At 64.1% G+C, this 25,712-nt stretch carries 24 protein-coding genes and 1 tRNA gene; 10 read left to right on the plus strand and 15 right to left on the minus strand.

The features are described from left to right. The first annotated feature begins 36 nt into the window (after nt 1-36). The 3 genes from C1A35_RS02005 (at nt 37) to C1A35_RS02015 (ending at nt 2,870) form a co-directional block, all read left to right on the plus strand. On the plus strand, nt 37-951 hold the full coding sequence (locus C1A35_RS02005) for a DMT family transporter (RefSeq protein WP_104662687.1): 915 nt from the start codon (nt 37-39) through the stop codon (nt 949-951). A 75-nt stretch (nt 952-1,026) separates the two neighbouring features. Next, the gene (locus tag C1A35_RS02010; protein ID WP_104662688.1) at nt 1,027-2,106 is read left to right on the plus strand and encodes a bifunctional transcriptional activator/DNA repair enzyme AdaA; all 1,080 of its coding nucleotides are present in this window, start codon (nt 1,027-1,029) and stop codon (nt 2,104-2,106) included. Next, entirely contained in the window at nt 2,103-2,870 is a 768-nt protein-coding gene (locus C1A35_RS02015; RefSeq protein ID WP_104662689.1) for an isocitrate lyase/PEP mutase family protein, read from the plus strand. Before C1A35_RS02010 ends, C1A35_RS02015 begins: the two co-directional genes overlap by 4 nt. Before the next feature lie 80 nt (nt 2,871-2,950). Here C1A35_RS02015 and argB read toward each other — a convergent pair whose 3' ends face one another. After that, nucleotides 2,951-3,838 carry an acetylglutamate kinase gene (argB, locus tag C1A35_RS02020; RefSeq protein WP_034797321.1) on the minus strand — a complete coding sequence of 296 codons (888 nt, stop codon included), beginning with the start codon at nt 3,836-3,838 and terminating at the stop codon, nt 2,951-2,953. Nucleotides 3,839-3,993: 155 nt separating this feature from the next. Between argB and C1A35_RS02025 the strand changes: the two genes are divergently transcribed. The 4 genes from C1A35_RS02025 (at nt 3,994) to msrB (ending at nt 6,693) form a co-directional block, all read left to right on the plus strand. Continuing rightward, a complete protein-coding gene (locus tag C1A35_RS02025; protein WP_104662690.1) occupies nt 3,994-4,533 on the plus strand; it encodes a sigma-70 family RNA polymerase sigma factor in 540 nt (179 codons plus the stop codon). Then, a complete protein-coding gene (locus C1A35_RS02030) occupies nt 4,530-5,249 on the plus strand; it encodes an anti-sigma factor (protein WP_104662691.1) in 720 nt (239 codons plus the stop codon). The genes C1A35_RS02025 and C1A35_RS02030 overlap by 4 nt, the downstream gene beginning before the upstream one ends. A gap of 167 nt (nt 5,250-5,416) precedes the next feature. Beyond that, complete coding sequence (locus C1A35_RS02035) at nt 5,417-5,974, plus strand: fasciclin domain-containing protein (protein ID WP_104662692.1); 558 nt, start codon at nt 5,417-5,419, stop codon at nt 5,972-5,974. A gap of 242 nt (nt 5,975-6,216) precedes the next feature. Further along, nucleotides 6,217-6,693 carry a peptide-methionine (R)-S-oxide reductase MsrB gene (gene msrB, locus C1A35_RS02040; RefSeq protein WP_104662693.1) on the plus strand — a complete coding sequence of 159 codons (477 nt, stop codon included), beginning with the start codon at nt 6,217-6,219 and terminating at the stop codon, nt 6,691-6,693. Here the strand turns inward: msrB and C1A35_RS02045 are convergent. The 6 genes from C1A35_RS02045 to rpmH form a co-directional block, all read right to left on the minus strand. Further along, complete coding sequence (locus C1A35_RS02045; protein ID WP_077962537.1) at nt 6,690-7,229, minus strand: DUF1269 domain-containing protein; 540 nt, start codon at nt 7,227-7,229, stop codon at nt 6,690-6,692. The genes msrB and C1A35_RS02045 overlap by 4 nt on opposite strands. A gap of 141 nt (nt 7,230-7,370) precedes the next feature. Beyond that, the gene (yihA, locus tag C1A35_RS02050; RefSeq protein ID WP_104662913.1) at nt 7,371-8,024 is read right to left on the minus strand and encodes a ribosome biogenesis GTP-binding protein YihA/YsxC; all 654 of its coding nucleotides are present in this window, start codon (nt 8,022-8,024) and stop codon (nt 7,371-7,373) included. Nucleotides 8,025-8,080: 56 nt separating this feature from the next. Then, nucleotides 8,081-9,013 (minus strand): DMT family transporter, encoded by a 933-nt coding sequence (locus C1A35_RS02055; protein WP_104662694.1) that lies wholly within the window; start codon nt 9,011-9,013, stop codon nt 8,081-8,083. Nucleotides 9,014-9,168: 155 nt separating this feature from the next. Continuing rightward, nucleotides 9,169-10,956 carry a membrane protein insertase YidC gene (yidC, locus tag C1A35_RS02060; RefSeq protein WP_199772846.1) on the minus strand — a complete coding sequence of 596 codons (1,788 nt, stop codon included), beginning with the start codon at nt 10,954-10,956 and terminating at the stop codon, nt 9,169-9,171. Further along, nucleotides 10,956-11,354, minus strand: a complete 399-nt coding sequence (rnpA, locus tag C1A35_RS02065) for a ribonuclease P protein component (protein ID WP_199772835.1) — start codon at nt 11,352-11,354, stop codon at nt 10,956-10,958. The genes yidC and rnpA overlap by 1 nt, the downstream gene beginning before the upstream one ends. 20 nt (nt 11,355-11,374) lie before the next feature. Further along, entirely contained in the window at nt 11,375-11,509 is a 135-nt protein-coding gene (gene rpmH / locus C1A35_RS02070; protein ID WP_077962533.1) for a 50S ribosomal protein L34, read from the minus strand. Between the two features lie 385 nt (nt 11,510-11,894). Here rpmH and C1A35_RS02075 point away from each other — a divergent pair, with 385 nt between their 5' ends. From C1A35_RS02075 to C1A35_RS02090, 3 genes are all read left to right on the plus strand, one after another. Continuing rightward, nucleotides 11,895-13,895: a methyl-accepting chemotaxis protein gene (locus tag C1A35_RS02075; RefSeq protein WP_104662697.1), complete on the plus strand. Its 2,001-nt coding sequence runs from the start codon at nt 11,895-11,897 to the stop codon at nt 13,893-13,895. Nucleotides 13,896-14,357: 462 nt separating this feature from the next. After that, a complete protein-coding gene (locus tag C1A35_RS02085) occupies nt 14,358-15,839 on the plus strand; it encodes a sensor histidine kinase (RefSeq protein ID WP_104662699.1) in 1,482 nt (493 codons plus the stop codon). 251 nt (nt 15,840-16,090) lie between these two features. Continuing rightward, nucleotides 16,091-16,167: transfer RNA gene (locus C1A35_RS02090), tRNA-Arg, on the plus strand. A 151-nt stretch (nt 16,168-16,318) separates the two neighbouring features. Here C1A35_RS02090 and C1A35_RS02095 read toward each other — a convergent pair. The 8 genes from C1A35_RS02095 to spdA all read right to left on the minus strand — a co-directional run bounded on the left by C1A35_RS02095 (nt 16,319) and on the right by spdA (nt 25,591). After that, nucleotides 16,319-16,999, minus strand: coding sequence for a hypothetical protein (locus tag C1A35_RS02095; protein WP_199772836.1), 681 nt, complete (start codon nt 16,997-16,999; stop codon nt 16,319-16,321). A gap of 204 nt (nt 17,000-17,203) precedes the next feature. Beyond that, nucleotides 17,204-17,581 (minus strand): MerR family transcriptional regulator, encoded by a 378-nt coding sequence (locus C1A35_RS02100; protein ID WP_104662700.1) that lies wholly within the window; start codon nt 17,579-17,581, stop codon nt 17,204-17,206. A 482-nt stretch (nt 17,582-18,063) separates the two neighbouring features. Then, nucleotides 18,064-18,495, minus strand: coding sequence for a DUF1810 domain-containing protein (locus C1A35_RS02105; protein WP_104662701.1), 432 nt, complete (start codon nt 18,493-18,495; stop codon nt 18,064-18,066). A gap of 40 nt (nt 18,496-18,535) precedes the next feature. Next, nucleotides 18,536-19,522 carry an aldo/keto reductase gene (locus C1A35_RS02110; protein WP_104662702.1) on the minus strand — a complete coding sequence of 329 codons (987 nt, stop codon included), beginning with the start codon at nt 19,520-19,522 and terminating at the stop codon, nt 18,536-18,538. 197 nt (nt 19,523-19,719) lie between these two features. Beyond that, on the minus strand, nt 19,720-20,304 hold the full coding sequence (locus C1A35_RS02115; protein ID WP_104662703.1) for an IMPACT family protein: 585 nt from the start codon (nt 20,302-20,304) through the stop codon (nt 19,720-19,722). 230 nt (nt 20,305-20,534) lie between these two features. Then, nucleotides 20,535-24,242 carry a trifunctional transcriptional regulator/proline dehydrogenase/L-glutamate gamma-semialdehyde dehydrogenase gene (gene putA / locus C1A35_RS02120; protein ID WP_104662704.1) on the minus strand — a complete coding sequence of 1,236 codons (3,708 nt, stop codon included), beginning with the start codon at nt 24,240-24,242 and terminating at the stop codon, nt 20,535-20,537. A gap of 187 nt (nt 24,243-24,429) precedes the next feature. Continuing rightward, nucleotides 24,430-24,744: a YkgJ family cysteine cluster protein gene (locus C1A35_RS02125; protein ID WP_104662915.1), complete on the minus strand. Its 315-nt coding sequence runs from the start codon at nt 24,742-24,744 to the stop codon at nt 24,430-24,432. Nucleotides 24,745-24,784: 40 nt separating this feature from the next. Next, a complete protein-coding gene (gene spdA / locus C1A35_RS02130) occupies nt 24,785-25,591 on the minus strand; it encodes a 2', 3'cyclic nucleotide phosphodiesterase SpdA (protein WP_104662705.1) in 807 nt (268 codons plus the stop codon). Nucleotides 25,592-25,712: the final 121 nt, after the last annotated feature.

Genomic DNA, 25,712 nt, shown 5'->3' on the forward strand with positions numbered 1-25,712 from the left:
TTGGCAATGAGCGGGCCTGCATGCTAGCTCGAAACGATGGAAACCTGGGTCCTCATCACCATCGCCGCGGCCTTCCTTCAGAACGTCCGCTCCGCAATGCAGAAACACTTGAAAGGCGTCATGGGCACGACGGGCGCGACCTTCGTGCGCTTCGGCTTCGGCCTGCCCTTCGCCTTCCTCTACCTCATTGTACTGTGGCAGGTGATCGGCCGCCCGCTTCCGGTGCCGAATGGCACCTTCTTCCTCTGGGCGGTGATCGGCGGGCTTGCACAGATTGCCGCCACCTTCCTGCTCGTCCACCTCTTCTCGTTCCGCAACTTCGCTGTTGGAACCGCCTATTCTCGCACCGAACCGGCCCAGGCGGCGGTGTTTGGCCTGATCTTTCTCGGCGAAAAGGCAAGCCAGGGCACGCTGGTGGCAATCGCCATCTCGGTTGTCGGCGTGATGCTGATCTCGGTGGCGCGCACGACCTTGAGCGCCCGCACGCTGGTGACCTCGGTGTTTTCGCGCACCGCCGGTATCGGTCTGCTCTCCGGTACCTTCTTCGGCCTTTCGGCGGTCGCCTACCGCTCGGCCTCGCTGGCGCTGGCGCCGAGCCTGCCCGCACCCGACTATATGATGCAGGCAAGCTTCACGCTCGGCTTTGTCATCCTCTTGCAGACCGTGGTCATGCTGATCTGGATCGTGCTGCGCGAACGCGACGAGCTGCCGCGCATCGCCGCCGCCTGGAAGCCGGCCTTCGTCGTCGGCTTCGTCGGCGCGTCTGCGTCCTTCGGCTGGTTCATGGCGATGACGTTGCAGCAGGCGGCCGTCGTCAAGGTCGTCGCTCAGGTGGAAATGCTCTTCACCTTCGCCTCGTCCTTCTTCATCTTCCGCGAATGGATCAACCGGCTGGAGCTTCTGGGCTGCCTGCTGATCGTGCTCGGCGTCGTGATGCTGGTCCTCATCTGAAGACGGGCGCTGATCTGAAAAATAGACGCCCGAAAACCGGCGTCGTGCGATGCGTGGTCATGCTAGAACTCGGGCATGTTGTTCGATCTTCCCTCCGATGAAACGCTCTACGACGCCTTGATGGCGCGCAGCAGCGAATACGAAGGTTCTGCCTTCGTCTGCGTCAAGACGACTGGCGTTTTCTGCCGCCTGTCGTGCCCGGCCCGCAAGCCGAAGCGGGAAAACACGATCTTCGTCGGCTCGATCGGTACCTGCCTGGAGACGGGGTTCCGTCCCTGCCAGCGCTGCCGTCCGCTCGCTACTTTCGGTGCAAAGGATCCGCTCGTCACCGAACTCTTGCAGGCGCTGGAAGCAGCGCCTGAGAGACGCTGGAGCGAGGACGATATCGTGCGCCGCGGGCTCGATCCGTCGACTGTCCGACGGGTGTTCAAACGCAATCTCGGCATCACCTTTCTCGATCTGGCCCGGTATCGCCGCCTGGGGCTTGCTGCCCGGCAGCTTGCCGATGGAGGGCGCGTGATCGACGCCCAGCTCGAAGCCGGTTACGAATCTCCGAGCGGCTTTCGTGCCGCCTTCCAGCGATTGCTTGGCGACGCGCCCGCCGCCGCTTTGGGGCGGGCGCTGCTCTCCTTCGACTGGATCGAGACGCCGATCGGCCCCATGGTTGCGATCGGCGACGCCACACATCTGCATCTGCTTGAGTTCCACGATCGCAAGGCATTGCCGACGGAACTCGCGGCGCTGAAGCGCGCGACGCGCTCGGCGATCGTGCCCGGCAGGACGGCGCCGATCGACAGGATCGAAGGCGAGTTGAAGGCCTATTTCGCGGGCGATATGGGCGCATTCCAAACGCCACTTGCGCCCGGCGGGACACCTTTCGAGCGCAACGTCTGGGCGAAGCTCGTGGAAATTCCCGCCGGTGGGACGCGGTCCTATGGTGACATTGCCCGCGAGGTCGCTACGATCCAGTCCGCGCGCGCCGTGGCCCATGCCAACGGGTCCAACCGGATCGCCATCGTCATTCCCTGCCACCGCTGCCTTGGCGCGGACGGTTCGCTCACGGGTTACGGCGGTGGGCTCTGGCGGAAACAATGGCTGTTGCGGCACGAGGCGAAAGCGAAACCTGTCAGCCCGTTCGTGGAGGAAACGCAATGAACCAGAAGGAAAAGGCGCTCGCCTTTGCCGCCCTGCATAAAAAGGGCGATCCGGTGGTGCTCTACAACATCTGGGATGCCGGCAGCGCCAAGGCGGTAGCCGAGGCGGGCGCGAAGGCGCTTGCCACCGGAAGCTGGTCGGTGGCGGCCGCGCACGGCTTCGGCGACGGCGAAAAAGTGCCGCTCGCCTGGCTCGCCGATATCGCCCGCCTGATCGTGGCAAGCACGGAGCTTCCCGTCAGCATCGATTTCGAGGGCGCCTATTCCGACGATTCGGCGACCGGTGCCGCCAATGTCTCGCGCATCCTCGATGTCGGCGCCATCGGCATCAACTTCGAGGACCAGGTGGTCGGCAAGGGCGGCGTCCATCCGGTCGAAAAGCAGGCGGCGCGCATCCGCGCCATTCGCGACATGGCCGACCGGCGCGGCATTCCATTGTTCATCAACGCCCGCACCGATCTCTTCCTGCAGGAAGGCGACGAGAGCCGGCATGCCGGCCTCGTCGACGAGGCGATCGCCCGCGGCAAGGCCTATGCCGAGGCAGGCGCCAGCGGCTTTTTCGTGCCGTGGCTGGTGGATGAAGCCCTGATTGCCAAGGTCTGCGCCGCCTCGATCCTGCCCGTCAACATCATGATGCGACCGGCAGCACCCGACCTGAAGACGCTCGCCCGCGCCGGTGTTTCCCGCGTCAGCTACGGCCCGGGGCCCTACCGCGTGATGATGGAGAAGCTGAAGGTGGCGGCGACCGAGATTTACAGCGGCTGATCGGAATTCGCCCTGAAAACGAAAAGCGGGAGAGGCCATGCCTCTCCCGCTTTCTTGTTGTGCGAACCAGTTCGGTGCGGTCAGGGCACGATCAGCGTGCCGGCGCCGCGCTCGGTGAAGATTTCGAGCAGCACCGAATGGGCGGTCTTTCCGTTGAGGATGACGACGCCCTGGACGCCCGCCTTGATGGCGTCGATGCAGGTCTCGACCTTCGGGATCATGCCGCCGGAGATCGTGCCGTCGGCGATCAGCGCGCGGGCCTGGGAAACCGAGAGCTCCTTGATCAGGTTGCCCTGCTTGTCGAGAACGCCGGGCACATCCGTCAGGAACAGGAGGCGCGTCGCGTTCAGCGCCCCGGCGATGGCGCCGGCAAAGGTATCGGCGTTGATGTTGTAGGTATGGCCGTCACGGCCGGGCGCCACCGGCGCGATCACCGGGATCATCTCCGAGCGGGCGAGCAGGTCAATCAGGGTGCGGTCGACCTCGACCACCTCGCCGACGAAGCCGAGATCGAGCACGCGCTCGATATTGCTGTCCGGATCCTTGACCGTCTTGCGCGCCTTTTCGGCGAAGACCATGTTGCCGTCCTTGCCGCAAAGGCCGATCGCCCATTCGCCCGTCTGGTTGATGAGCGCGACGATCTCCTTGTTGATCGAGCCGGCGAGCACCATCTCGACGATCTCGACCGTTTTCTCGTCGGTGACGCGCAGGCCGCCTTCGAACTTCGATTCGATGCCCATCTTCGTCAGCATCGCACCGATCTGCGGGCCGCCGCCATGGACGACGATCGGGTTGACGCCCGACTGCTTCAGGAGTGCGATGTCGCTGGCAAAGGCGCGGCCGAGCTCGCTGTTGCCCATGGCGTGGCCGCCATATTTGACGACGATCGTCTTGTTCTCGTAGCGCTGCATGTAGGGCAGGGCCTGGGTGAGCAGGCGTGCCTGGATTTCACTTTCATTGGCGGACATGGCGGACCCTCGAAAAATACCGGCTGCTGTTTAGCGCAAGTTCCGGACCGATGGAATGATCGGCGAACAAGATAAAGCCGGAATGACGGCATGGCTGGCACATTGTGAACGGCGCCCTATCTCCGTCTGTGAACGAGCTTTGGGGCGCGCACTGGATGATGGATGAGGATATTGCCGGGCTGCTTGGCCGCGTCTCGCTCGGCGATCGCGATGCCTTTGCCGAACTCTACCGCCAGACGAGCCCGAAACTCTTCGGCATCTGCCTGCGTATCCTAGGAAACCGGGGCGAGGCGGAAGAGGCGCTGCAGGAAATCTACGTCAAGATCTGGCAGCGCGCCGGCCGTTTCGTTCAAGGGCAGGCGGCGGCCAGCTCCTGGTTGGCGGCGATCGCGCGCAATCAGGCGATCGATATCATCCGTGCGCGCAAACCGGCCGCCAACGTGATTGACGAAGCCTACGATTTGGCTGATCCTGCTGCCGATCCGGAAAAATCGGCAGTTGTGAGAGCGGAAGGCAGGCGGATCGATGCCTGCATGGAGGAGCTTGAAAAGGATCGCGCAGACGCGGTGCGGCGCGCCTATGTCGAGGGCCTGAGCTACCAGGAACTGGCGGATGTCTTCGCGGTGCCGCTGAACACGATGCGGACTTGGTTGAGGCGCAGTCTCCTGAAGTTGCGAGAGTGTATGGAACGATGACGACGCCAACCCCAGAGGGCCGGGACTTTCGTCGCGACGAGGTGATCGCGGGCGAATATGTGCTCGGCGTGCTGTCTGCCGACGACCGCCGCAAGGTCGAGGCCAGGCTTGCCTCCGATCGCAATTTCGCAGCCATGGTCGACCGCTGGCAGAGCAACCTTTCTTCCTTCGACGAGGGCTATGATCCGGTGGTGCCTCCACCCAAAGCCTTCTCCGCGATCGAGCGGCGGCTTTTCGATACGCTGCGGCCCGAACCTGTGCCGCCCCGCGGGTTCTGGCATTCGCTGGCGCTCTGGCGCGGGCTGGCGCTGGCCTCGCTCGCCGCGCTGATGGTAATGGGCGCTTCCATGGCCGGCCTGTTCGAGGCGCCGTCGACCGGCGCTTCGCTCGTTGCCGAGCTCTCGGGAAAAGGCAGCGCCGTCGATCTCGTCGCCCGTTTCGACCCGGCGTCGGGGCGCCTGCAGGTGACGCCGGTGGCTGCCGGCCAGGCGGAACAGAAATCGCTCGAGCTCTGGCTGATCAACGGCAGCAACCCGGCGATATCGCTCGGCGTCCTGCCGCAGACAGGCGAGGGCGAGATCGCCGTACCGTCCACCTTCCGGTCAAGGATCTCCGCCGGCTCGGTCCTTGCCGTCAGTGTCGAACCGCTCGGTGGTTCGCCCACCGGCGTGGCCACCGGACCGATCATCGCGCTCGGCAAGGCACGGAACCTCTGACCGCATCGTGTTGATAAATATCATTATTTATCAATAGGATAATCTGTCAGAATAATTTCTGAAACTCTTTCTCGCGCGCCTCCGTTGCTTGTCATGTTCCCCAAGGAGGGAACGGCAGCTTCGGGGCGGCTCAATCGCCGCCTCCCCTCAAAAGGAAGGAAGAGAAGATGTTCAGGTCTGCAATTCGCGTTGTCGCCACGGCGTCCGTTCTCGCAGCAAGCGCATTCGCCGCCCATGCCGAAAATCCGATGGTCGGCGGCGCGCCGATGTATGCGGAGAAAAACATCGTCGAAAACGCCGTCAATTCGAAGGATCACACCACGCTGGTCGCCGCCGTCAAGGCTGCCGGCCTGGTGGAGACGCTGCAAGGCAAGGGCCCGTTCACGGTTTTTGCGCCGACGAATGCCGCCTTTGACGCGCTGCCGGCCGGCACCGTCGACACGCTCCTGAAGCCGGAAAACAAGGAGAAGCTCACCAAGGTCCTGACCTGCCACGTCGTTGCCGCCGACGCGATGTCGGCGACGATCGCCAAGATGGTCACGGACGATGGCGGCGAGCATGACGTCAAGACGGTCGGCGGCTGCATGCTCAAGGCCAGGGAAGACGGCGGCAAGCTGACGCTCACCGACGAGACCGGCGGCTCCGCGACGGTGACGATCGCCGACGTCAAGCAGTCGAACGGCGTCATCCATGTGATCGACAAGGTCTTGTTGCCCAAGGGTTGACGTGGTTCACAACGAGGTCGCTGAACAAAACGCTGCGCACGCCACCGGTTGCACGTGAGCACCGCAGCGCTGTGCGACCCACGGGCCAAGGCGGCTCCCCTCGTCTTGGCGCCTTGCCACCGGTCACCTGGCCGGTGGCGTTTTTCGCGCCTCACGGCGCTTTGATCGGCATTGTTTTGCCGTGGCCGCGTCCCGCCGTTATCTTTTCAAGGTGGCCCGAAGCCGATGGGAGGTTGGCATGAATGGCAGGCACGGCATTGGCCGCAGCCTTCGCGTTGCGCGGCCTGACGCCGCTTGCACGGGCAGCGGGAACGGAGACCTTCGAGGTTGTTAAATCCGATGCCGAATGGCGCGCGATGCTCACCGCCGATCAATACCGCATCCTCAGGCACGAGGATACGGAGCGCCCCTTTACCAGTGCGCTCAACCACGAGAAGCGCAAGGGTACCTTCCAATGCGCCGGCTGTGCACTGCCGCTCTATTCGTCCGAGGCGAAATATGACAGCGGCACGGGCTGGCCCAGCTTCTGGCGATCGCTCCCCAATGCCGTGGCGACACGCAACGACACGTCGCTGTCCATGAGCCGTACCGAATGCCATTGCCGCCGTTGCGGCGGTCACCTCGGTCACATCTTCGACGATGGCCCGCCGCCGACCGGCAAGCGCCATTGCATCAATGGCCTGGCGCTCGCCTTCGTGCCGGCGGGCAAATCCAGCTAGAACGAGCCGGCTGGCGGAGAAGCCGCGCTTGCGCCAGAGAGTGCCGCCTGCAGCTTTTGTTCCTGTTCGGGGGAAAGCGACGTCTTCAGCACGCGGCCGCGCAGGTCGGGGAATTCGGCGAGAACCTTTTCCGGCTGTACCTTGCGCACCAGGATGAACAGGGCCGAGGAATTGTTCGGGATGGTGTTGCCGAGCGACTTGATGAATTCGTCGTCGATACCGTAATCGCTGAGCGAGCCGGAGAGGGCGCCGGCACCCGCGCCGAGCGCGCCGCCGATCGCAAAGCCTGCCAGCGGATTGAGGAACAGAAGGCCGACCAGGCCGCCCCAGAGCGAGCCGGAGAGCAGGCCGGAGGTGGCGCCAACGGCGGTCAGGTTGAGGCTCTGCTTGAGATGGACCTTGCCTTCGGTGTCGCGCACGACGACCACCGCATCCTCGAGGTCGATCAGATATTCCTTCTTCAGCCCGGCGAGCCGGACCAGAACCCTGTCAGCTTCCTCGGGGGAATCGAACCCGACAACGATCAAATCGGACATGTCTCACTCCTATCTCTGGCCGCGCCACCGATCTGGACGCAAGGCAGAGATAGAGCGGATTGCATGTCGGGGTAGTGACAGAGATCAAAGACATGGGGTTCGCGATGACCCTCGGGCCACCCCGGCCGCAGCCTTGTGGGGCTAACGGGTGATCGCCGTGACGATCGCCGCTCGCAGATCCTCGAGACCTTCGCCCTTTTCGGAGGAGGTCGAAAGGACCTCCGGGTAGGCTGCGGGGTGCTTCTTGATTTTCTCGAGCGTCTCGGCGACCAGCCGCGGCACGCCTGCGGCCTTGATCTTGTCCGTCTTGGTCAGCACCAGCTGATAGGAGACGGCTGCCTTGTCGAGCAGGTCGAAGACCTCGTCGTCGTTCTTCTTGATGCCGTGGCGGCTGTCGATCAGCACATAGACGCGCTTCAGCGTCGAGCGGCCGCGCAGGTAGTCGAAGACGAGCTTCGTCCAGGCATCGACCTGCTCCTTCGGCGCCTGAGCATAGCCGTAGCCGGGCATGTCGACGAGCGCCATCGGCGGCAGGTCATCCCCTTCGCCGGAATAGCCATCGGGCACGAAGTAGTTGAGCTCCTGTGTCCGACCCGGGGTATTGGAGGTTCTTGCCAGACCCTTGTGGCCGACCAGCGCGTTGATCAGCGACGACTTGCCGACGTTGGAACGACCGGCAAAGGCAATCTCGGCCGGACCTTCCGGCGGCAGGAACTTCATGGCGGGCACGCCGCGAATGAAAATCCACGGCCGGCCGAACAGCGGCTTGTCGTCTTTGGGTCTGGTGTCGGCCATCGGCGGTCGGTCCTTCATCGAGAAAGTCCTTGGCTTCAAGGTTTTGGCCGTGGATGTCAAGGCGTCGGCGTGCGGACCGGCCGTGTGGGGATGACTTGCGTTCGCCGGAACTCGTTGAAGAGATAGGCGAGCAGCGCCAGAAGAATGAAGGTGCCGCCGACGATCGTCCGGCTGCTTGGCACCTCGCCGTGGATGATCGCGACCCAGAACGGTCCGAGCACGGTTTCGGCGGTGCCGAGCAGGGCGGCGAGCGCCGAAGGCACCAGTCGGGCGCCGGTGACGAAGAGCGCCATGCCAAGCCCGAGGTTGAAGGCGCCGAAGACGAAGAGCAGCGCGAGCTCGCCTCCGGTGACCGAAAGCCCCGACGACTGGCTGGCGGCAATGGCGCTGGCGGCAAAGCAGCCGAAGCAGGTGGCGGGCGTCATGCGCACATGCGGGTAGCGGCGGGTGATCACGGTTGCGAGCGCGAAGACGACCGGGATCAGCAGTGCCAGCGCGTCGCCGACCGGAGATACGCTGCCCGTCAGGCTTTCAGACACCATGATCGCGACGCCGAAGATGACGGCGGTGATGGCACCCCAGGTGAAGCGCGACACCCGCTCGCGAAACAGAACCCAGCTCATCAGTGCCGCAAACAGCGGCACGCCGGCGCCGAGCAGCACGACATTGGCGATCGTCGTGTAGGAGATGGCGATGATGAAGGACGTCGAGGCGATGGTGAAACAGAGCCCGACCGCGATGCCCGGCCAGCCCATGCCTTTAAACAGCGCCACCGTGCCGCGCGGTCCGTCGCGCACCAGCATGAAGGCGAGCAGGAAGAGCCCGGCAAACAGGCAGCGCCAGAAGACGATGGTCCAGCTGTCGGAGATATCCAGGAAGCGGGCGATGGCGCCGCCGAAGCTCCAGAAGAAGGCCGAGCCGAAGACGAGCAGGGCGCCAAGCTTCTCGCTGGCGGGTAACGGGGCAGAGGTGGCCGACGGGTCGGTCATGGCGGATTGTCCTGGAGCAGGGCGCAGAGAATTCAATAGCGCTGATGCCTGCGCCGCGCGTCCGCGTCAACGCCATTGCGTGTCGTGCGGTGGCGCAGAAACGAAAAAGCCCCGGACCGTGGTCCGGGGCTCTGGGATAGTTCTCACCTCCGGCGTCATTCCGCCGGTTTGGGTTTCTTCGAAAACAGGCTCTTCAGGTTGTCGAAGAGCTCGATCTTCACGCCCTGGCGCTTCATGATGATCGACTGCTGGAGCACCGAAAGGGTGTTGTTCCAGGCCCAGTAGATCACGAGGCCAGCGGGGAACGATGCCAGCATGAAGGTGAAGACGACAGGCATCCAGGTAAACAGCATCGCCTGGGTCGGATCCGGCGGCGTCGGGTTCATGCGCATCTGCACGAACATGGTGACGCCCATGATGATCGGCCAGACACCGAGATGCAGGAAGGCCGGACCGTCGAAGGGCAGCAGGCCGAAGAGGTTGACGATCGTCGTCGGATCGGGCGCCGAAAGGTCGTGGATCCAGCCGAAGAACGGCGCATGGCGCATCTCGATGGTGATGTAGATCACCTTGTAGAGTGCGAAGAACACCGGAATCTGGATCAGGATCGGCCAGCAGCCGGCGAGCGGATTGATCTTCTCGTCCTTGTAGAGCTGCATCATGGCCTGCTGCAGGCCCATGCGGTCGTCGCCGAACTTCTTCTTCAGTTCCTCCATCTTCGGCTGAACCTTCTTCATGTTCGCCATCGATGCGTACTGCTTGTTGGCGAGCGGGAAGAAGATGGCCTTGACGACGATCGTGGTGATCAGGATCGCGATGCCGAAGTTGCCGAACAGACGGAAGAAGAAATCCATCATTTTGAACATCGGCTTGGTGATGAAGTAGAACCAGCCCCAGTCGATCAGCTTGTCGAAATTGGGGATCGAATAGGCCACTTCGTAGTTGTCGACGACGGGAACTTCCTTCGCGCCGGCAAAGACCAGGTTCTTGAGCTCGGACGACTGCCCAGCCGCGATGGTGACGGCATCGCCCTTGTAGTCGCTCTGGTAGCGGCCGCGGCCGTCGGTGAAGTGCGAGAAGCGGGTGTCGAAAGGCGTCGCCTGCGGCGGAACGATAGCGGCCGCCCAATACTTGTCGGTGATGCCGAGCCAGCCGCCGGTCGCCTTGCCCGGCTCGATGGCCTTGTCGTCCTCGATCTTGGAATAGCCGACTTCCTGCAGGCCATGGTCGCCGATAACGCCGATGAAGCCTTCATGCAGCACGTAGACGCTCGGCGTCGTCGGCTTGTTGAAGCGCGTCACGCGGCCATAGGACGAAAGCGTCAGCGGCTCGGCAGCGCCGTTCTTGATGCTGTCGACCACCTGGAACATGTAGTGGTCGTCGACCGAGATCGTGCGGGTAAAGACGACGCCCTTCTCGTTGGTGAAGGTGAGCGTGACCGGGGTCGACGCGGTCAGCTTGTCGCCGCCCGAAAGTGTCCAGACGGTCTGCGGACCGGGCACGGTGCCGGTCGCCTCGCTGCCGACATAGCCGAGTTCGGCGAAGTAGCCGTCGGTCGTTTCGGCCGGGCTGAAGAGGGTGATGACCGGGCTCTTCGGATCGACCGTCTCGCGGTATTCCTTGAGCTTCAGGTCGTCGAAGCGAGCGCCGGTCAGGTTGATGGAGCCGGAAAGCGACGGCGTGTCGATCGCAACGCGTGCCGACTTGCCAATCGCCTGGTCGCGGCTTTCGCCGGCGCCCGGGATCGTGCCGCCACCCGGCAGGGTCTGGCCCGGCGTCTGCTGAGACGGCGTTGCCGACTGCGACTGCGCCTGCTGGGCCTGCAGCGCTTCCGCAGCGATGCGTTCCTTTTCAATCTTCGGATTGACGTAAAGGAACTGCCAGGCGATGAGGATCAGCACGGACAGGCCAATCGCCACGAAATAGTTGCGGTTTTTTTCCATCATAGTTTCCTGGAACCGGCCGGCGGCCGCTTCTGTTTCGGCTTGTTTTCGATGCGCTCGCGAAGGCCCCGGGTCAAGGCGTCGAAGGGAGCATTCAGGAGTTCGCGTCGGGCGACAATCACATAGTCGTGTCCGGGTTTCATTGCAAACCCGGCGGATAGCCGCACCGCCTCTTTCAGGCGTCGGCGCATCCGGTTCCGCTCGACGGCATTGCCGTGTTTTTTGGTGACGGTGAAGCCGACGCGGGCTTCGCCCCCCGGATCGTTGTGGTCGAGCACCTCGAGGAGAAACAAGGGGCCTCTGCGGCTTTCTCCTGCCCGAACGGCCAAAAACTGCGGACGGCTTTTCAGCCGCCCGACAGTCGTTTTGTCTTTATCTGACGTCATGTGCCCGGACACTGGTTTCGGGCAATTTCGGCTTAAGCCGAAAGACGCTTGCGGCCACGAGCCCGGCGGGCTGCGAGGACCTTCTGGCCACCCTTGGTAGCCATACGCGAACGGAAGCCGTGGCGACGCTTGCGAACAAGCTTGGACGGTTGGTAGGTACGCTTCATTTATTTAATACCGCGGTGTGCGGCCCTTCTTGGGTTTGCGTGTAGCAAGGAGCGTTTACGTTATCGGACATGGCTCCGCCATTTCGGGCAGGGCTTGACCGGACGTGCGCGGCTTATAAGGGCAAGTTTCCCGGAAAGTCAATTGCGGACGGCGATTCAAACGGCGCAGACCCCGTAAATGTCGCTTGGCGACGATGGGGCGGCCATGATCGCAAAGGGGTGCACCTAGCCGAGATTGGTGAATGGAGTGCTAACTCCGTCTCCCCAGAATGCCGGCCTGCAGCGATCACCTTTATTAACCACGCCTATTTTAGGGTGCCTGCGGTGCAATGGGGTCGCGGCGTGTCCGATAATCGGATGGTCTTCCGGCCTTGTGGAGGTCGGGATGAAAATACGCGGCAAGATCAATCTAATCGTCGGCATCATGAGCGTGCTGGCGGTTGCGGTAACCGGCATGTCGCTGGTTGCTGTCAGCAAATACAACGAAAAGTTCCACCAGTACGAGAACGTGGCGAAGCGCGCCTTCTACGCGGAACGCCTCAACCGTCTGGTGACCGCGGTCGTCATGGAATCGCGTGGCATCTATGCCGCCCCGACCATTGAGAAGGCCAAACCCTTCGCAGAGGGTATTCGCAAGAATCTCGACAAGATCGATACGCTGATGACCGAGTGGCGCCCGCTGATCCCGGCGGAAACCATTGCCTCCTTCGACACGCTGGTGGCGCGGGCTGCGGAGTTCAAGACCTTCCGTGTCGAGACCGCCCGGCTTGGCGAGGAGGTCTCGCCGCAGGCCGCCAACGAGCAGGGCAACACCGACGCCAACCGCGCAAACCGCAAGGCGTTTCAGGAGCAGATCGACGGCGTTGTCGACATCAATCTGAAGACGCTTGAAGTCGTGACGGCTGACGTTGCCACCTTCGAGCGCGGCGTCATCGTCACCATTCTCGCCATCGCCGGCCTCGGCCTCATCGCCGGCATCGGCGCGGCCTTCTACATCGCCACCAACCATCTGAGCCGTCCGATCCTTGAGTTGACCGGCAAGATGAAGCAACTCGCCGGCGGCGATCTTTCAGCCGACGTGCCTTTCGTCGGCCGCAAGGACGAGATCGGCGAAATGGCGGAAGCCGTCGAGGTCTTCAAGCGGAACGGCCTGGCCGTCCGCGACCTCAATGCGCAGGAGGCGGTGCTGCGTGAAAAGAGCGCCGACCTGCAATCGAGCATCGGCGTCGTCGTGGCAGCGGCTGCTGCCGGCGATTTCACCAGGCGCATCGGCAAGGACTACGAAAACGACGATCTCAACCGCTTTGCCGGCAGCGTCAACGAGCTGGTCGGCAGCGTCGACGCCGGTATCGCCGAAACCCGCCGGGTGATTGCGAGCCTTGCGGCCGGCGATCTGACGCAAAGCATGAACGGCCACTATCAGGGTGCCTTCGCCGAGTTGCAGAAGAACGTCAATGAAACCCTGTCCACGCTGCAGAAGACGCTGCGCGAGGTCCGTGTGACCACCGACTCGATCAACGGCAATTCGTCCGAGCTTCGTTCGGCCGCCGACGACCTGTCGAAGCGCACGGAGCAGCAGGCGGCAGCGCTTGAGGAAACCTCCGCGGCGCTTGACCAGATCACCGTCGCGGTGAAGAGCTCCACCGAGCGGGCGCAGGAAGCGACCGTCATGGTCAACGAGGCCAAGCACAGTGCGGCGCAGTCGGCCGCCGTCGTGCGCAACGCCGTCGACGCCATGGGCCGCATCGAGCAGGCTTCGAGCGAAATCGGCCAGATCACCAACGTGATCGACGAAATCGCCTTCCAGACCAACCTTCTGGCGCTGAACGCCGGCGTCGAGGCGGCCCGTGCCGGGGATGCGGGCAAGGGCTTCGCGGTCGTCGCGCAGGAAGTGCGCGAGCTCGCCCAGCGCGCCGCAAGTGCTGCCAAGGACATCAAGTCGCTGATCTCGAAGTCGGGCAGCGAAGTCGCAACCGGTGTCCGCCTGGTGCAGGAGACCGGATCGGCGCTCGGCGAGATCGAGGAACGGGTCCTCAAGATCAACGACCACATCCACTCGATCGCGACCGCAGCGCGCGAACAGTCGACGGGCCTCAGCGAAGTCAGCACTGCCGTCAACCAGATGGATCAGGTGACCCAGCAGAACGCTGCGATGGTGGAAGAGGCGAATGCCGCCACCCACAAGCTCTCCGGCGAGGCCAACAACCTCGCCAGCCTGATCGCCTACTTCAAGGTCGACAACACCGCGGCAAGGCCGGTGGCGGTTGCGCGCGAAACCACCCGCCCGGTCGAATCGCCGGCGCGGCGCATGATGGGCAACGTCGCCCGAGCCTTTGGCGGCAGCTCCGCTGCGGCGGTCGCGAAGGACGATTGGGAAGAGTTCTGATCGGCGGCTTGCTCCGCTGAGGGAATGGAGCCCGCGGTGCCCTAACGGTGCCGCGGGCTTACTGTTTTGCGGGTCTCGAAGGCCTGCCACCACCTTGCCGAGCGGGTCCGGCCGCCTTTGTGATCCGCAGTGCGTTGCCCAAGACATAGCAGCACTGTTCCCTGGGTGACTTACATTGGTTCCAATTCTGTGCAGGTAGGCCGAACCGAGGCTGGCGCGCGCCTGAGGAAATGGTTTCGGCGGTGCAAGGGGAGAACGATGGGCGGGACGCGGTTCCTTATCATGATCGACGGGACGGGACGGAAAGGTGCCCGCGCCTATGTCGCACCCGGCGCGGCCCCTGCGCGATTGGAAATCAGGCGGTCTTCTCCTATTATGGAGCCTTGGCGCAAAGACCCCTGGCTCGGGCACTTGTGCGCGGCCTCGGGCGTTTTGGTTGGCGGGCAGGGAAGTTTGTAAGGCATGGCGGAAGAGACGCGTCCGGCAACGGCGAGCGAGCCACTGAAGACGAGTGCGGGCTTCTTCCGGGGTCTTTCCGGCAAGCTGCTCCTGCTCACCATCGTCTTCGTCATGCTGGCGGAGGTGCTGATCTTCGCGCCGTCCGTTGCGACCATGCGCATCCGTTGGCTTGAGGACCGGCTGAACACGGCGGCCGCTGCCGCCGTCGTCGTCGACGGTCTGCAGAATGTCGAGCTGCCGCGCAGCGTGCAAAAAGACACGCTGATGGCGACCGGCACCAAGGCAATCGTCATCCGGCGCAAGGATGCCTCGCGCATGATCGCGCTCACCGACATGCCGCTCGAAATCCAGGGCGAATACGACGTTGCGAACTCGACCGCCGTCGCTGCCATCCGCGACGCCTTCGATACGCTGCTCTTTGGCGGCGACCGGGTGATCCGCGTCTACGGGCCGCTCGGCGAAAGCGATGCGACGATCGAACTCCTGATGAAGGACGCGAGCCTGCGCAAGGCGATGCTCGTCTATTCGCGCAACGTCTTTGTCCTGTCGCTGATCATTTCGCTGATCACCGCGGCGCTGATCTTTCTCGCCATCAACCGCATGCTGATTGCGCCGATCCGGCGGATGACGGCGAGCATGCAGGAGTTTTCCAACGATCCGGCCGATCCCGCCCGCGTGCTGGTGCCGCCTGAAGGCCGGGACGAACTCGCCGTCGCCGGCCAGCATCTCGCCAGCATGCAGCGCGAGCTGCAAAAGACGCTGAAGCAGCAGAAGAGCCTGGCGGAACTCGGGCTCGCCGTGTCGAAGATCAACCATGACATGCGCAACATCCTGTCCTCGGCGCAGTTGATTTCCGACCGCCTCGCCGATGTGGACGACCCGGTGGTCAAGCGCTTCGCGCCGACCCTGCTGCGCACCATTGACCGCGCCGTCGGCTACACCCGCGAAGTGCTTTCCTATGGCCGCACCACCGAAGCCGAGCCGCACCGCCGCTTCGTCGCGCTGAAGCCGCTGGTCTCCGATGTTGCCGAGCTGCTGGCGATCGATCCGCAGTCCGGCATCGATTTCCAGATCCAGATGCAGGACGACCTCGAAGTCGATGCCGACAGCGAGCAGCTTTTCCGGGTGGTGCACAACATCTGCCGCAACGCCGTGCAGGCGCTGACCAGTCACGAGCCGGAGGACGGGCGCCCGCGGGTCGTTGCCGTCTCGGCCATGCGCATCGGCAGTGTCGTCACCATCTCCGTGGACGATACCGGCCCCGGCATGCCGCCCAAGGCGCGGGAAAACCTGTTCGCCGCCTTCCGCGGCTCGGTGCGCTCCGGCGGTACCGGCCTTGGGCTGGCGATTGCGCGCGAGCTGGTGCTTGCCCATGGCGGCACCATCGCGCTCGTCGAAAAGCCGACGCCGGGCACGCTGTTCCGCATCGAGCTGCCCGACCGGCCGGTACCGCTCGACGCCTTCCGCTCGAAGTTTCGCCATTAGAACTGGCAAATCTGCCGAAGCGACGCTGGCGGGGCTGCGGTCTGGCATCCGCGATATTTTTTCCATGGCCGCTTCCATCTGGACAATGCCCTGCTTTCCAGGGTGTTGCTGCGTCGTCGTGGCGAAGACTGTCCACAGCGGATCGGGCCATCGTCGTAAAAATGAATTTTTTTACAGAACGGCGCTTGCAATCCCCGAAAGGACCCTTTAGAGAACCGCTCACGCAAGCGGTTCGACCGCTTCAGGCAAAAGCACCCGTAGCTCAGCTGGATAGAGCACCAGACTACGAATCTGGGGGTCAGGAGTTCGAATCTCTTCGGGTGCGCCATTCTTTTCAAAGACATAGATGATGTCTCGATCCGGATCGTCCGGATCTCCCATCTTGGTTGCGCGTCGCGACCTTGCGTTTCGCGACGCGCCTCTCCTATCCCTCAAGTGTCTTTCGCCCGCGGCGCCAAGCGCGCTTTTCCATAGGCCCCTCAGGATTGGCCGACGCTGTAGCCCTTCTCTACAAGCCAGGCGTCGTGCAGCCACTTTTCCGTTCCGCGGCGGCCGGGAAAGCTGATCCAGTGAATGTCGCGCTCGAAGACCATGACCTTGCGGTCCGCGCCGACGATGACCCACATCCAGAGACCGTCGGCCTCATTGCGCATCTTGACCTTCATGCCCGTGAGGGTCAGGTCTTCGGTGCGCCCGTTGCGGGTCGCCCGCAGCGGTTCGTCATGCGGGTCGATCCAGCTGATCCGCAACCCCGGCAGAAGGTCTGGCGCCGCCTCGCGCAGGAAGTCCATGGCGATCGCCTGCGCTTCCTCGCGCGTCGGCAATCGGCCGCCGACGAGGTCGAGATCGATCCGGGCGAAGCCCTTGAGACGGCCATCATCGGCGACGACAGTGCTGAAATGTTCGCCGCCGAGCGCGGCATTGCGTCCGTCCGTCCGCTCGTAGCGGACAAGTTCCGCACCTTTGCCATCGACGACGGCGGCCCGACGACCCGCCTCGCGATAGCCGGCCGGCATGAAGGCGTTGATGGTGGTGGTCGCGGGCTGACCGCTGCGGGTCGCAGCGGTCCTCACCGTCTCTGCCAGGGCGATATTTGCGGTTGCCGTGCCGGCGGCAAGGCCGAGGGCGGCAAGGACCGCGAGAGAGCGTGTATGCGGCATGTCCAGAGCTCCTTTGTCTGGTTGGGGAAGGTGGTCACAAAGGCGCGTCGCGGTCGCGGACGGCCAAGCGGCGGCGCTTTGAAAGTTGGCGCCGCCGACGACGGAAGCGGAGTGCGAACAAGGGCGGCTGAAAGGCGACGGACCCTGAATAGAACCTGACGTTAGGTGTAGATTTGACGTATGGCGGTGTCCGTCCATGCGTCCCTACTTTTGCCGCGCCTGTGCGATCAGGCCGAGCATGCGGGCTATGTTGTTTTCCAGATCGCGTTTGAATGTGGAGAGTTCGTCAAGTTGGGTGTTCGTCTTGTCGAGCTGGGCCTGCAGGATTTCCAGCACCCGCTCCTTGCCCCTGATGCCGCTTGCATCTTCGAAATAGAGGTCGATCACAGCGGCGATCTCGTCGAGGCTGAGACCGAGGCGCTTTAGCGCCGCAATCTTCTCCAGCCGTTTCAAGGCGATCTCGTCATAGTAGCGGTAGCCGGTCCCTTCGCGCTCGGCCGGCTCCACCAGCCCCAGCCGCTCATAGTAATGGATCGTGCGGTGGCTGACGCCGGCCCGTTCCGACAATTCTCCAATCTGCATGAGCGACGACAATCCGACCACCTATCTAAACCTGACGTTGGGTGTAGATTTAGGAAGCGGTCGGCCGTTCGTCAACTGCGGTTGTGATACTTGCGTCGCGCGCGCCGGTGTGAGCCTTCGCTGGGCCACCCTTCGAAAGGATTAGGAGACATTAATATACGTTGGCATATAATGATTTACGCGCCGGGAACGGTGCATCGGCGGCGGGCCGCAGCGATGACGAACCCGATCACGGAAGCTGCAGCGGCTTCACGATCTTTTGACGCCGGCGTGTGAAAACTGGCCTGTCGGCTTCCTATATGAAGGAGGAGAGGGCCGCTGAAGGAAGGAGGTGCCGATGTATCGCTACATGATGAAAGAACTGCTGGTGATTGTTGCTGGCCTTTCGGTTTGCGCCTTCACGATCCTGTTCTTTCTGATCAATTCGACGCCCAACCTCTGACTGTGGCCAGAGGCGCTCGCTCAGCGCTCGAACGCCGGCATCAACGCCGTTGCGCCAGGATGTCCATAGTGCGCCGATCCCTTTCTCCCGCGAAATAGCGCTCAAGCGCCTCCCCGAACGGGCTCCCTTCTTTCTCGACCTCGGCAAAGAGCGTCATCGATGACCGGAACTTCATGTCATCGGGACTGGAGAAAATGTCATGGGCCGATTTTCCCGAAACCGAGTTGACCAGTTCCGTGCACTCCCGGAGCCTCGGGCCAAGCACCGGGTGGACGAGATAGGCCGACGCTTCGTCAAGCCCCGACAGCGCATAGCGCTCTGCCATGGCCGAATGGCCAAGGCCTGCAAGCTGCGGGAAGACGAACCACATCCAGTGCGTCTGCTTGCGCCCTTGCCGCAGTTCATCCAGAACCGCGGCGTAGACGCGGTCCTGGGCCGTGACGAATCGTTGCAGATCGAAGGGATCGGTCATGGTTTTGCCTCCCTTGGCCGCCCCTCGGCCGGGGCGTCAGTTACCAGCGGTGATGAACATGGACCTTCACCAGTCGCTCGTAAACCGCGGCAATCGCCGCCTTGGTTTCTTCGTCGATGGCGCCAAGCGCGCTGGCGGCGGCATTGGATTGCGCCTGCGCCTCGTTGCGGGCGCCCGGGATGACCACCGAGACCGCCTGCTGCTCGAGGATCCAGCGGAGCGCGAACTGCGCCATCGGCGCGCCCTCGGGCACCAGCGGGCGAAGCTCTTCGACGGCCTCCAGCGCCGCCTCGAACGGCACACCGGCAAAGGTCTCGCCGACATCGAAGGCTTCGCCGTGGCGGTTGAAGTTGCGGTGGTCGTCGGCGGCAAAGGCGGTATCAACGCCGATCTTGCCGGAAAGCAGGCCGGAGGCGAGCGGCACGCGCACGATGACGCCGACGTTTTTCTTCCGCGCCTCGGCGAAGAACAGCTCATGCGGACGCTGGCGGAAGATGTTGTAGATGATCTGCACGGTCGCAACGCCGGGATACTCGATCGCCTTCAGTGCTTCCTCGACCTTTTCGACCGAGACGCCGTAGTGCCGGATCTTGCCCTTGGCGACGAGCCGGTCGAGCGCGCCGAACAGCTCCGGCCGGTAGTAGACCTCGGTCGGCGGGCAATGCAGCTGCACGAGATCGAGCGTCTCGACGCCGAGATTTGAAAGGCTGCGGTCGATGAAGGCTTCGATGTTTTCGCCGGTATAGCCTTCGGTCACATGCGGGCTCAGCCGGCGGCCGGCCTTGGTGGCAACGAAGGGCTTGTCGCCGCCGCGCTCCTTCAGTACCGCCGAGATGATCTTTTCGGAACGGCCGTCGCCATAGACGTCGGCGGTGTCGACGAAGGTGACGCCCGCATCGAGTGCGGCATGGAGCGCCCGCTTGCCGTCCGCCTCGCTGACGTCGCCCCAGGAGCCGCCGATCTGCCAGGCGCCGAAGCCGATCTCGGAAATGGTTGCGCCGGTATTGCCAAGAACTCTCGTCTTCATGCTGCTGTCTCCTGTTGTGCGCGGTCGATCATAGGCTGCGTGGAGCGCTTCTAGTATGACGGGCTCAAGCGCGTAAATTAGAGCGAGACAGAGACCAGGGAACCGCGCACACCTTTTTCCCGGAGCCGCTTCAAAAGCCCGATTGAAAAACGCAAGTCCGGACGAGGTTGAGCGCCTGAGCGCCGGTGCGCCAGGGGTTAGTCGTCGAGCGACACCACGGCCTTGCCGCGACTGAGGTCGACGACCATGGCAAGGATCGCGTCGGCTTCATCCTTGCGCAGGTCCACGATGAGGACCGGGCCCTTGTCCGTGAAACTCTCGCCGGCAATGGTCACGTTGCGGGCGAGAAGCCGTGCCTTGATCAGCGCCATGTCGGAAAAATCGACGGCGACGGTGGCGCGCACCGTCTCGATCATCTCGATCTTTTCCGCTGCCCGCAGGCACAGCGCCGCGGTGCCGCCATAGGCGCGCACTAGGCCACCGCTGCCAAGCAGGATGCCGCCGAACCAGCGCGTGACCACGACGGCGACGCCGTCGAGTTCCTGGCCGTCGATGGCGGCCAGGATCGGCTTGCCGGCCGTGCCGCTCGGCTCGCCGTCGTCGCTGAAGCGATAGGCCTGGCCGATGCGCCATGCCCAGCAATTGTGGTTGGCCGCGGGGTCGGAATGGGAGGCGAGGAATTCCTTGGCCGCCTGTTCATCGGCGATCGGCGCGGCAAAGGCCAGAAACCGGCTCTTCTTGACGTCCTGGGTTGCCGTTGCGATGCGCTTGAGGGTGAACATGGCTGCTTCCGTTTCTCAAGTGCTGATAGCGGATCGGGCGGGGAAGCGCCATGGTCTCGGTGGATGCAGCTTGTGGCCTGGGCCGTGTGCTCGACACACTGGAGACCGGCACACACTTCGCCGCTACGCCCCGACGAGTGCAGGGACGAGGACGCCCCTTTGGGTGGAAGGTCAGTCAGCTTAACCCTCTCCCATGTCTGGGAGAGGGTACTCGCAAGCTCTGGAACCGATCAGCCGATCGCCATCAAGCTGGCGTTGCCGCCGGCCGCTGCCGTGTTGATCGAGGTCGAGACCTCCTCGAGCAGCCAGTTGAGGCAATAGGCGTCGGGGTTCTTGCCGATCTCTTCGCTCGAAGCTGCCTGGACGAGGACGAGCGGACCCGGAAGGCCGGCGATCGCCTTGCTGACCTCACGCACCCGGGCGCCGTCGCCTTCGACGAGGGCGCCTGCAAACGGGCCGTCGGCCGCCCAGTCCTTCGACCAGGAGAGGCGTGCGGCGACGCTCGCCGGCAGGTCCTTCAGCGATGCCTGCAGACCGGAAGCCGCATCGACGACAACGGTGTTGCCGGTCGCAAGGGCAGCACCGAGCTGGTGATAGAGACCGGTCTGCGTCGCCGGAACCAGGAGCACGCGGCCGCGCGGATGCAGCGCATAGAGGTTGCGCTCGCCGACCGGGCCCGGAAGCTCGGAGGCAAGGCCAAGCGCCGAGTTGCTGCCGGCGGTGCGGGCAGCTTCGGCCTCAGTCTTTGCACCCTTGCCGTCGAGCCACTTGGCAAAGTCGAGCAGAACGGGATCGGTGTGCACCGAGCTGTGCTGCGGCGGCACCGGGGCTGTGGCGACGAGGCGGCCGAGATAGAGCGGGCCGCCGGCCTTCGGGCCGGTGCCGGAGAGGCCGCGCCCGCCGAACGGCTGGACGCCGACGACGGCGCCGATGACGTTGCGGTTGACGTAGAGATTGCCCGCCTTCACCCGCGAGGTGACATGGGCGATGGTCTCGTCGAGGCGCGTGTGCAGGCCGAAGGTGAGGCCGTAGCCGGTGGCGTTGATGTCGTCGATCAACCGGTCGAGATCATCGCGGCGGTAGCGGATGACGTGCAGCACCGGACCGAAGACCTCGCGCTTGAGATCCGAGAGCTTGTCGAGTTCGATGATCGTCGGCGGCACGAAGGTGCCCTGTTCGGTGCCGGAGGCAAGGCCGATCTGCTCGACCTTGCGGCCGAGACCGCGCATGGCGTCGATGTGCTTTTCGATGATGCCCTTGGCCTCGGCGGTGATAACAGGGCCGACGTCGACCGACAGACGATCCGTGCGGCCGATCTTCAGCTCGTGCAGCGCACCCTTCAGCATCGAAAGCGTGCGGTCGGCAACATCTTCCTGCAGGCAGAGCACGCGCAGCGCCGAGCAGCGCTGGCCGGCGCTGTCGAAGGCCGAGGCGATGACGTCGCCGACCACCTGTTCGGCAAGCGCTGAGCTGTCGACGATCATAGCATTCTGGCCACCGGTTTCGGCAATCAGCGGGATCGGCCGGCCGGCCGGCGACAGCCGGTCGGCAAGCTGCGCCTGGATCAGGCGGGCGACTTCGGTCGAGCCGGTGAACATCACGCCGGCGATTTCGGGCGCTGCCACCAGGGCCGCACCGATGCGTCCGTCGCCCGGAAGCAGCTGCAGCGCGTCGGCGGGAATGCCGGCCTCGTGCAGGATGCGAACGCCTTCGGCGGCGATCAGCGGGGTTTCTTCAGCGGGCTTTGCCAGCACCGGGTTGCCGGCAACGAGTGCTGCGGCAATCTGGCCGGTGAAGATCGCTAAGGGGAAGTTCCACGGGCTGATGCAGACGATGGGGCCAAGCGCCTTGTGGGCCGGGCCGAGCGTCCGGCGGGTCTGTTCGGCGTAGTAGCGCAGGAAGTCGATCGCCTCGCGCACTTCGGCAATGGCGTTCGGCAGCGACTTGCCGGCTTCGCGCGAAATGAGACCGAGAAGCGTCGACATGCGCGCCTGCATCAGGTCGGCAGCACGCACGAGGCAGGCGGCGCGCTCGGCCGGCGAGACGGCGGCCCAGCTTGTGGCGGCCTTGGCGGCAAGCGTCGCGGCCTGGCGCGCGTCGGCTTCCGAAGCCTCGGTGACCGAGCCGACCACGTCGCGGTGGTCGCCGGGGTTGACGACGGCGCGGGTTTCGCCAGTGGCGGGGCCGGTTGCGAGCTGCGGAACGGCCTTCCAGTCGACGGCGGCACTGGCCTGCAGTGCTGCGGTCAGCGAGGTCAGGCCCGCTTCGTTGGAGAGGTCGAGGCCGGCGGAGTTGCGGCGCGTTTCGCCGAAGAGATTGTCGGGAAGCGCGATCTGGTCGTGCGGCGCACCGACGACGGGCATGGCGCGTACGATCTCGACCGGATCGGCGATCAGTTCGTCGACGGAAACCTTCGGGTCGGCGATGCGGTTGACGAAGGAGGAGTTGGCGCCGTTTTCGAGCAGGCGGCGAACGAGATAGGCAAGCAGCGTCTCGTGCGTACCGACGGGCGCGTAGATGCGGCAGGGACGGTCGAGATTGCCCTTGCCGACGACCTCGTCGTAGAGCGGTTCGCCCATGCCGTGAAGGCATTGGAACTCGTACTTGCCGACCTTGAAGTCCTTGCCGGCGATTTCGTAGATGGTCGCCAGCGACTGTGCGTTGTGGGTGGCAAACTGCGGGAAGATCACGTCGGTCGCAGCCAGGAGCTTCTTGGCGCAGGCGATGTAGGAGACGTCGGTGTAGATCTTGCGGGTATAGACCGGGAAGTCTTCAAGACCGTCGAGCTGCGCGCGCTTGATCTCGGCGTCCCAATAGGCGCCCTTGACGAGGCGGACCATGACGCGGCGCTGGGCGCGGCGGGCAAGGTCGATGATGAAGTCGAGCACGTAGGGGCAGCGCTTGCCATAGGCCTGGACGACGAAGCCCATGCCCTCCCAGCCGGCGAGGTCCTTGTCGAGGCACAGTTCTTCAAGCAGGTCGAGCGAGAGTTCGAGGCGATCGGCTTCCTCGGCGTCGATGTTGAGGCCGATATCGTACTTCTTGGCGACGACGGCGAGCGCCTTCACCTTCGGCAACAGTTCGGCCATGACGCGCGAGGCCTGCGAACGGGCGTAACGCGGATGCAGCGCCGAAAGCTTGATCGAGATGCCCGGGCCTTCATAGATGCCGCGGCCGGCCGACGCCTTGCCGATGGCGTGGATCGCCGTTTCGTAGTCGCGGTAGTAGCGCTCCGCGTCCGCGGCCGTCGTCGCCGCTTCGCCGAGCATGTCGTAGGAATAGCGGAAGCCCTTCTGTTCGAGCGCGCGCGAACGGCGCAGCGCCTCGTCGATGGTTTCGCCGGTGACGAACTGCTCGCCCATCATGCGCATAGCCATGTCGACGCCGCGACGGATCACGGGCTCGCCGCAACGGGCGATGAGGCGGGTGAGCGCTGCGGAAAGGCTGCGGTCGTTGACGGTCGAGGTCAGCTTGCCGGTGACGACGAGACCCCAGGTGGCGGCGTTGACGAACAGGGAGCGGCCGCCACCGATGTGGGACTTCCAGTCGCCGTCGGCGATCTTGTCGCGGATCAGCGCGTCACGTGTGGCGGTATCGGGAATGCGTAGCAGCGCTTCGGCAAGGCACATCAGCGCCACGCCTTCCTGGCTCGAAAGCGAGTATTCCTGCACCAGTCCCTCGACGCCGGAACCCTTGTGCTTGGCGCGCAGCGCCTCGATCAGCTTGCGCGCGGTCTTGGCAGCGGCCTGGCGGGTGGCGGCGTCGAGCGTTGCCGCTTCGACGAGCGCCGGCAGCGCTTCGGTTTCCGGCCGGCGGTAGGCGGCGGTAATCGCCTGGCGCAGCGTGCTCTGCGGCCGGACCGGCGGGGCGAATTCGGCGAAGGGAGCCTGCGGCGCGCCGGTCTCTGCAGTGGTCTTGTGAAGCGGTGTCTGGCTCATCGAGCGCTATCCTCCGGGAAGCGGTTCTTGAGGGCGCGGCGCGCCCTCGATCGTGGGCGGAAAATACGCTTCCTTCCGCCGTGTATCCATCCGGCAAATTTTGTCTTTGGCGGAATGTTTCACCGTTCCGCGCGCACAGTGCCGCAGAGGATGCGGAATGTTCGCGAAATTGCCGGATGATCCGGTGTCAGGCCGCCTTGCCGAAATGCTTCTCGCGGGCCATCAGGCACTCGTCATCGCCCGGCATGCAGGTGCGACAGACGATCGGCCGGATCGCGTAGATCTTGCAGCCGACGTGCGCGCCGAGCTTGCCGCTGAGTGCCAGGCAGCGATCGTCCTCGCAGCGCATGCCGCCAAGGTCGGCGGACACGTATTCCGCCGGGATCAGGTCCAGCTCTTCGTCCGTCTCCAGCGAGAAGCGCGGCCAGTCGGCCGAATAGGCACAGCAGGCGCCGCAGCTCTGGCAGTCGAAGGTTTCGTCGATGGAGGTCGGTTCGGTCATGCGCCAAACTAGCATGAAGGCCGACAGTTCGAAATGGCCCTCAGGCGATGGCGGCATCCCGGCGGGCGATCTCGTAGTCCTCCGTGTGCACCAGCACGCCGTCCTCGGTCACGACGGCAATGCCATAGGCGGCCGGCTCGTCGACCGACAGCGAAGCGTCGGGCGCGTCGAAGGGCATCGGCTGCTGGTGTACCGGGCTCTTGAAGACGGAAAAGGGGATGCCTCGGCTGGAGCCGCTGATCGTGCGGTGCACATGGCCGGCGAAGATATGGCGAACGTTGCCGTGCGGTTTGACGAGGTCGTAGAACTCCGTCTCGTTGGCGAGCCGGATCATGTCCATGCCGGTAAATCCGGTCCTGTGCGGCGGATGATGCATGAAGAGGAGCACCGGCTTGTCGGCCGCCTCGGCCAGTTGCCGGTCGAGCCAGGCGAGGCGCTTGGCGCAAAGCACGCCCGCATGGCTGGTCGGATAGTCGTAGGGTGGGGCGAACAGCGTATCGAGCAGGATGGCGCGGCAGTCGGCAAAATCGATCGTCTGCTGCACGAAGCCGTTCTCGTCGATCCCGGCATCGGCAAAGACGTCGAGGAACACGTCACGTCGGTCATGATTGCCGATCGTGATGGCGACCGGCGGCTGAAGCTGATCGATGAGCCGCTTCAGGCGTTCGTAGGATCCGCGGTCCGCGTAGTGGGTGAGGTCGCCGGTGAAAATCACCCGGTCGGCATCCGCGTGATAGCGGTTGACATGCGCGATGCCGTTGGCAAGGCGCTGATGGGGATCAAGGCCGATGATCGTCGTGCCCTCGGGCACCATGTGCAGGTCGGTGAAGATGATCAGCTTTGTCATGGAGTTCCAGTGGGTTGGGTCGCGGCTGCCCAAGCTGTCGCGCCTGAGGGCGGGCGTCAAGCGGCATCTTTGGGCTCGACTGACGTGGCCAGGTCCGGCGGTTTTTCTTGCGGGCGCCTGC

Source organism: Ensifer adhaerens, assembly GCF_002940685.1.
In the GTDB taxonomy this organism is placed as follows: Bacteria; Pseudomonadota; Alphaproteobacteria; order Rhizobiales; family Rhizobiaceae; genus Ensifer; species Ensifer adhaerens_E.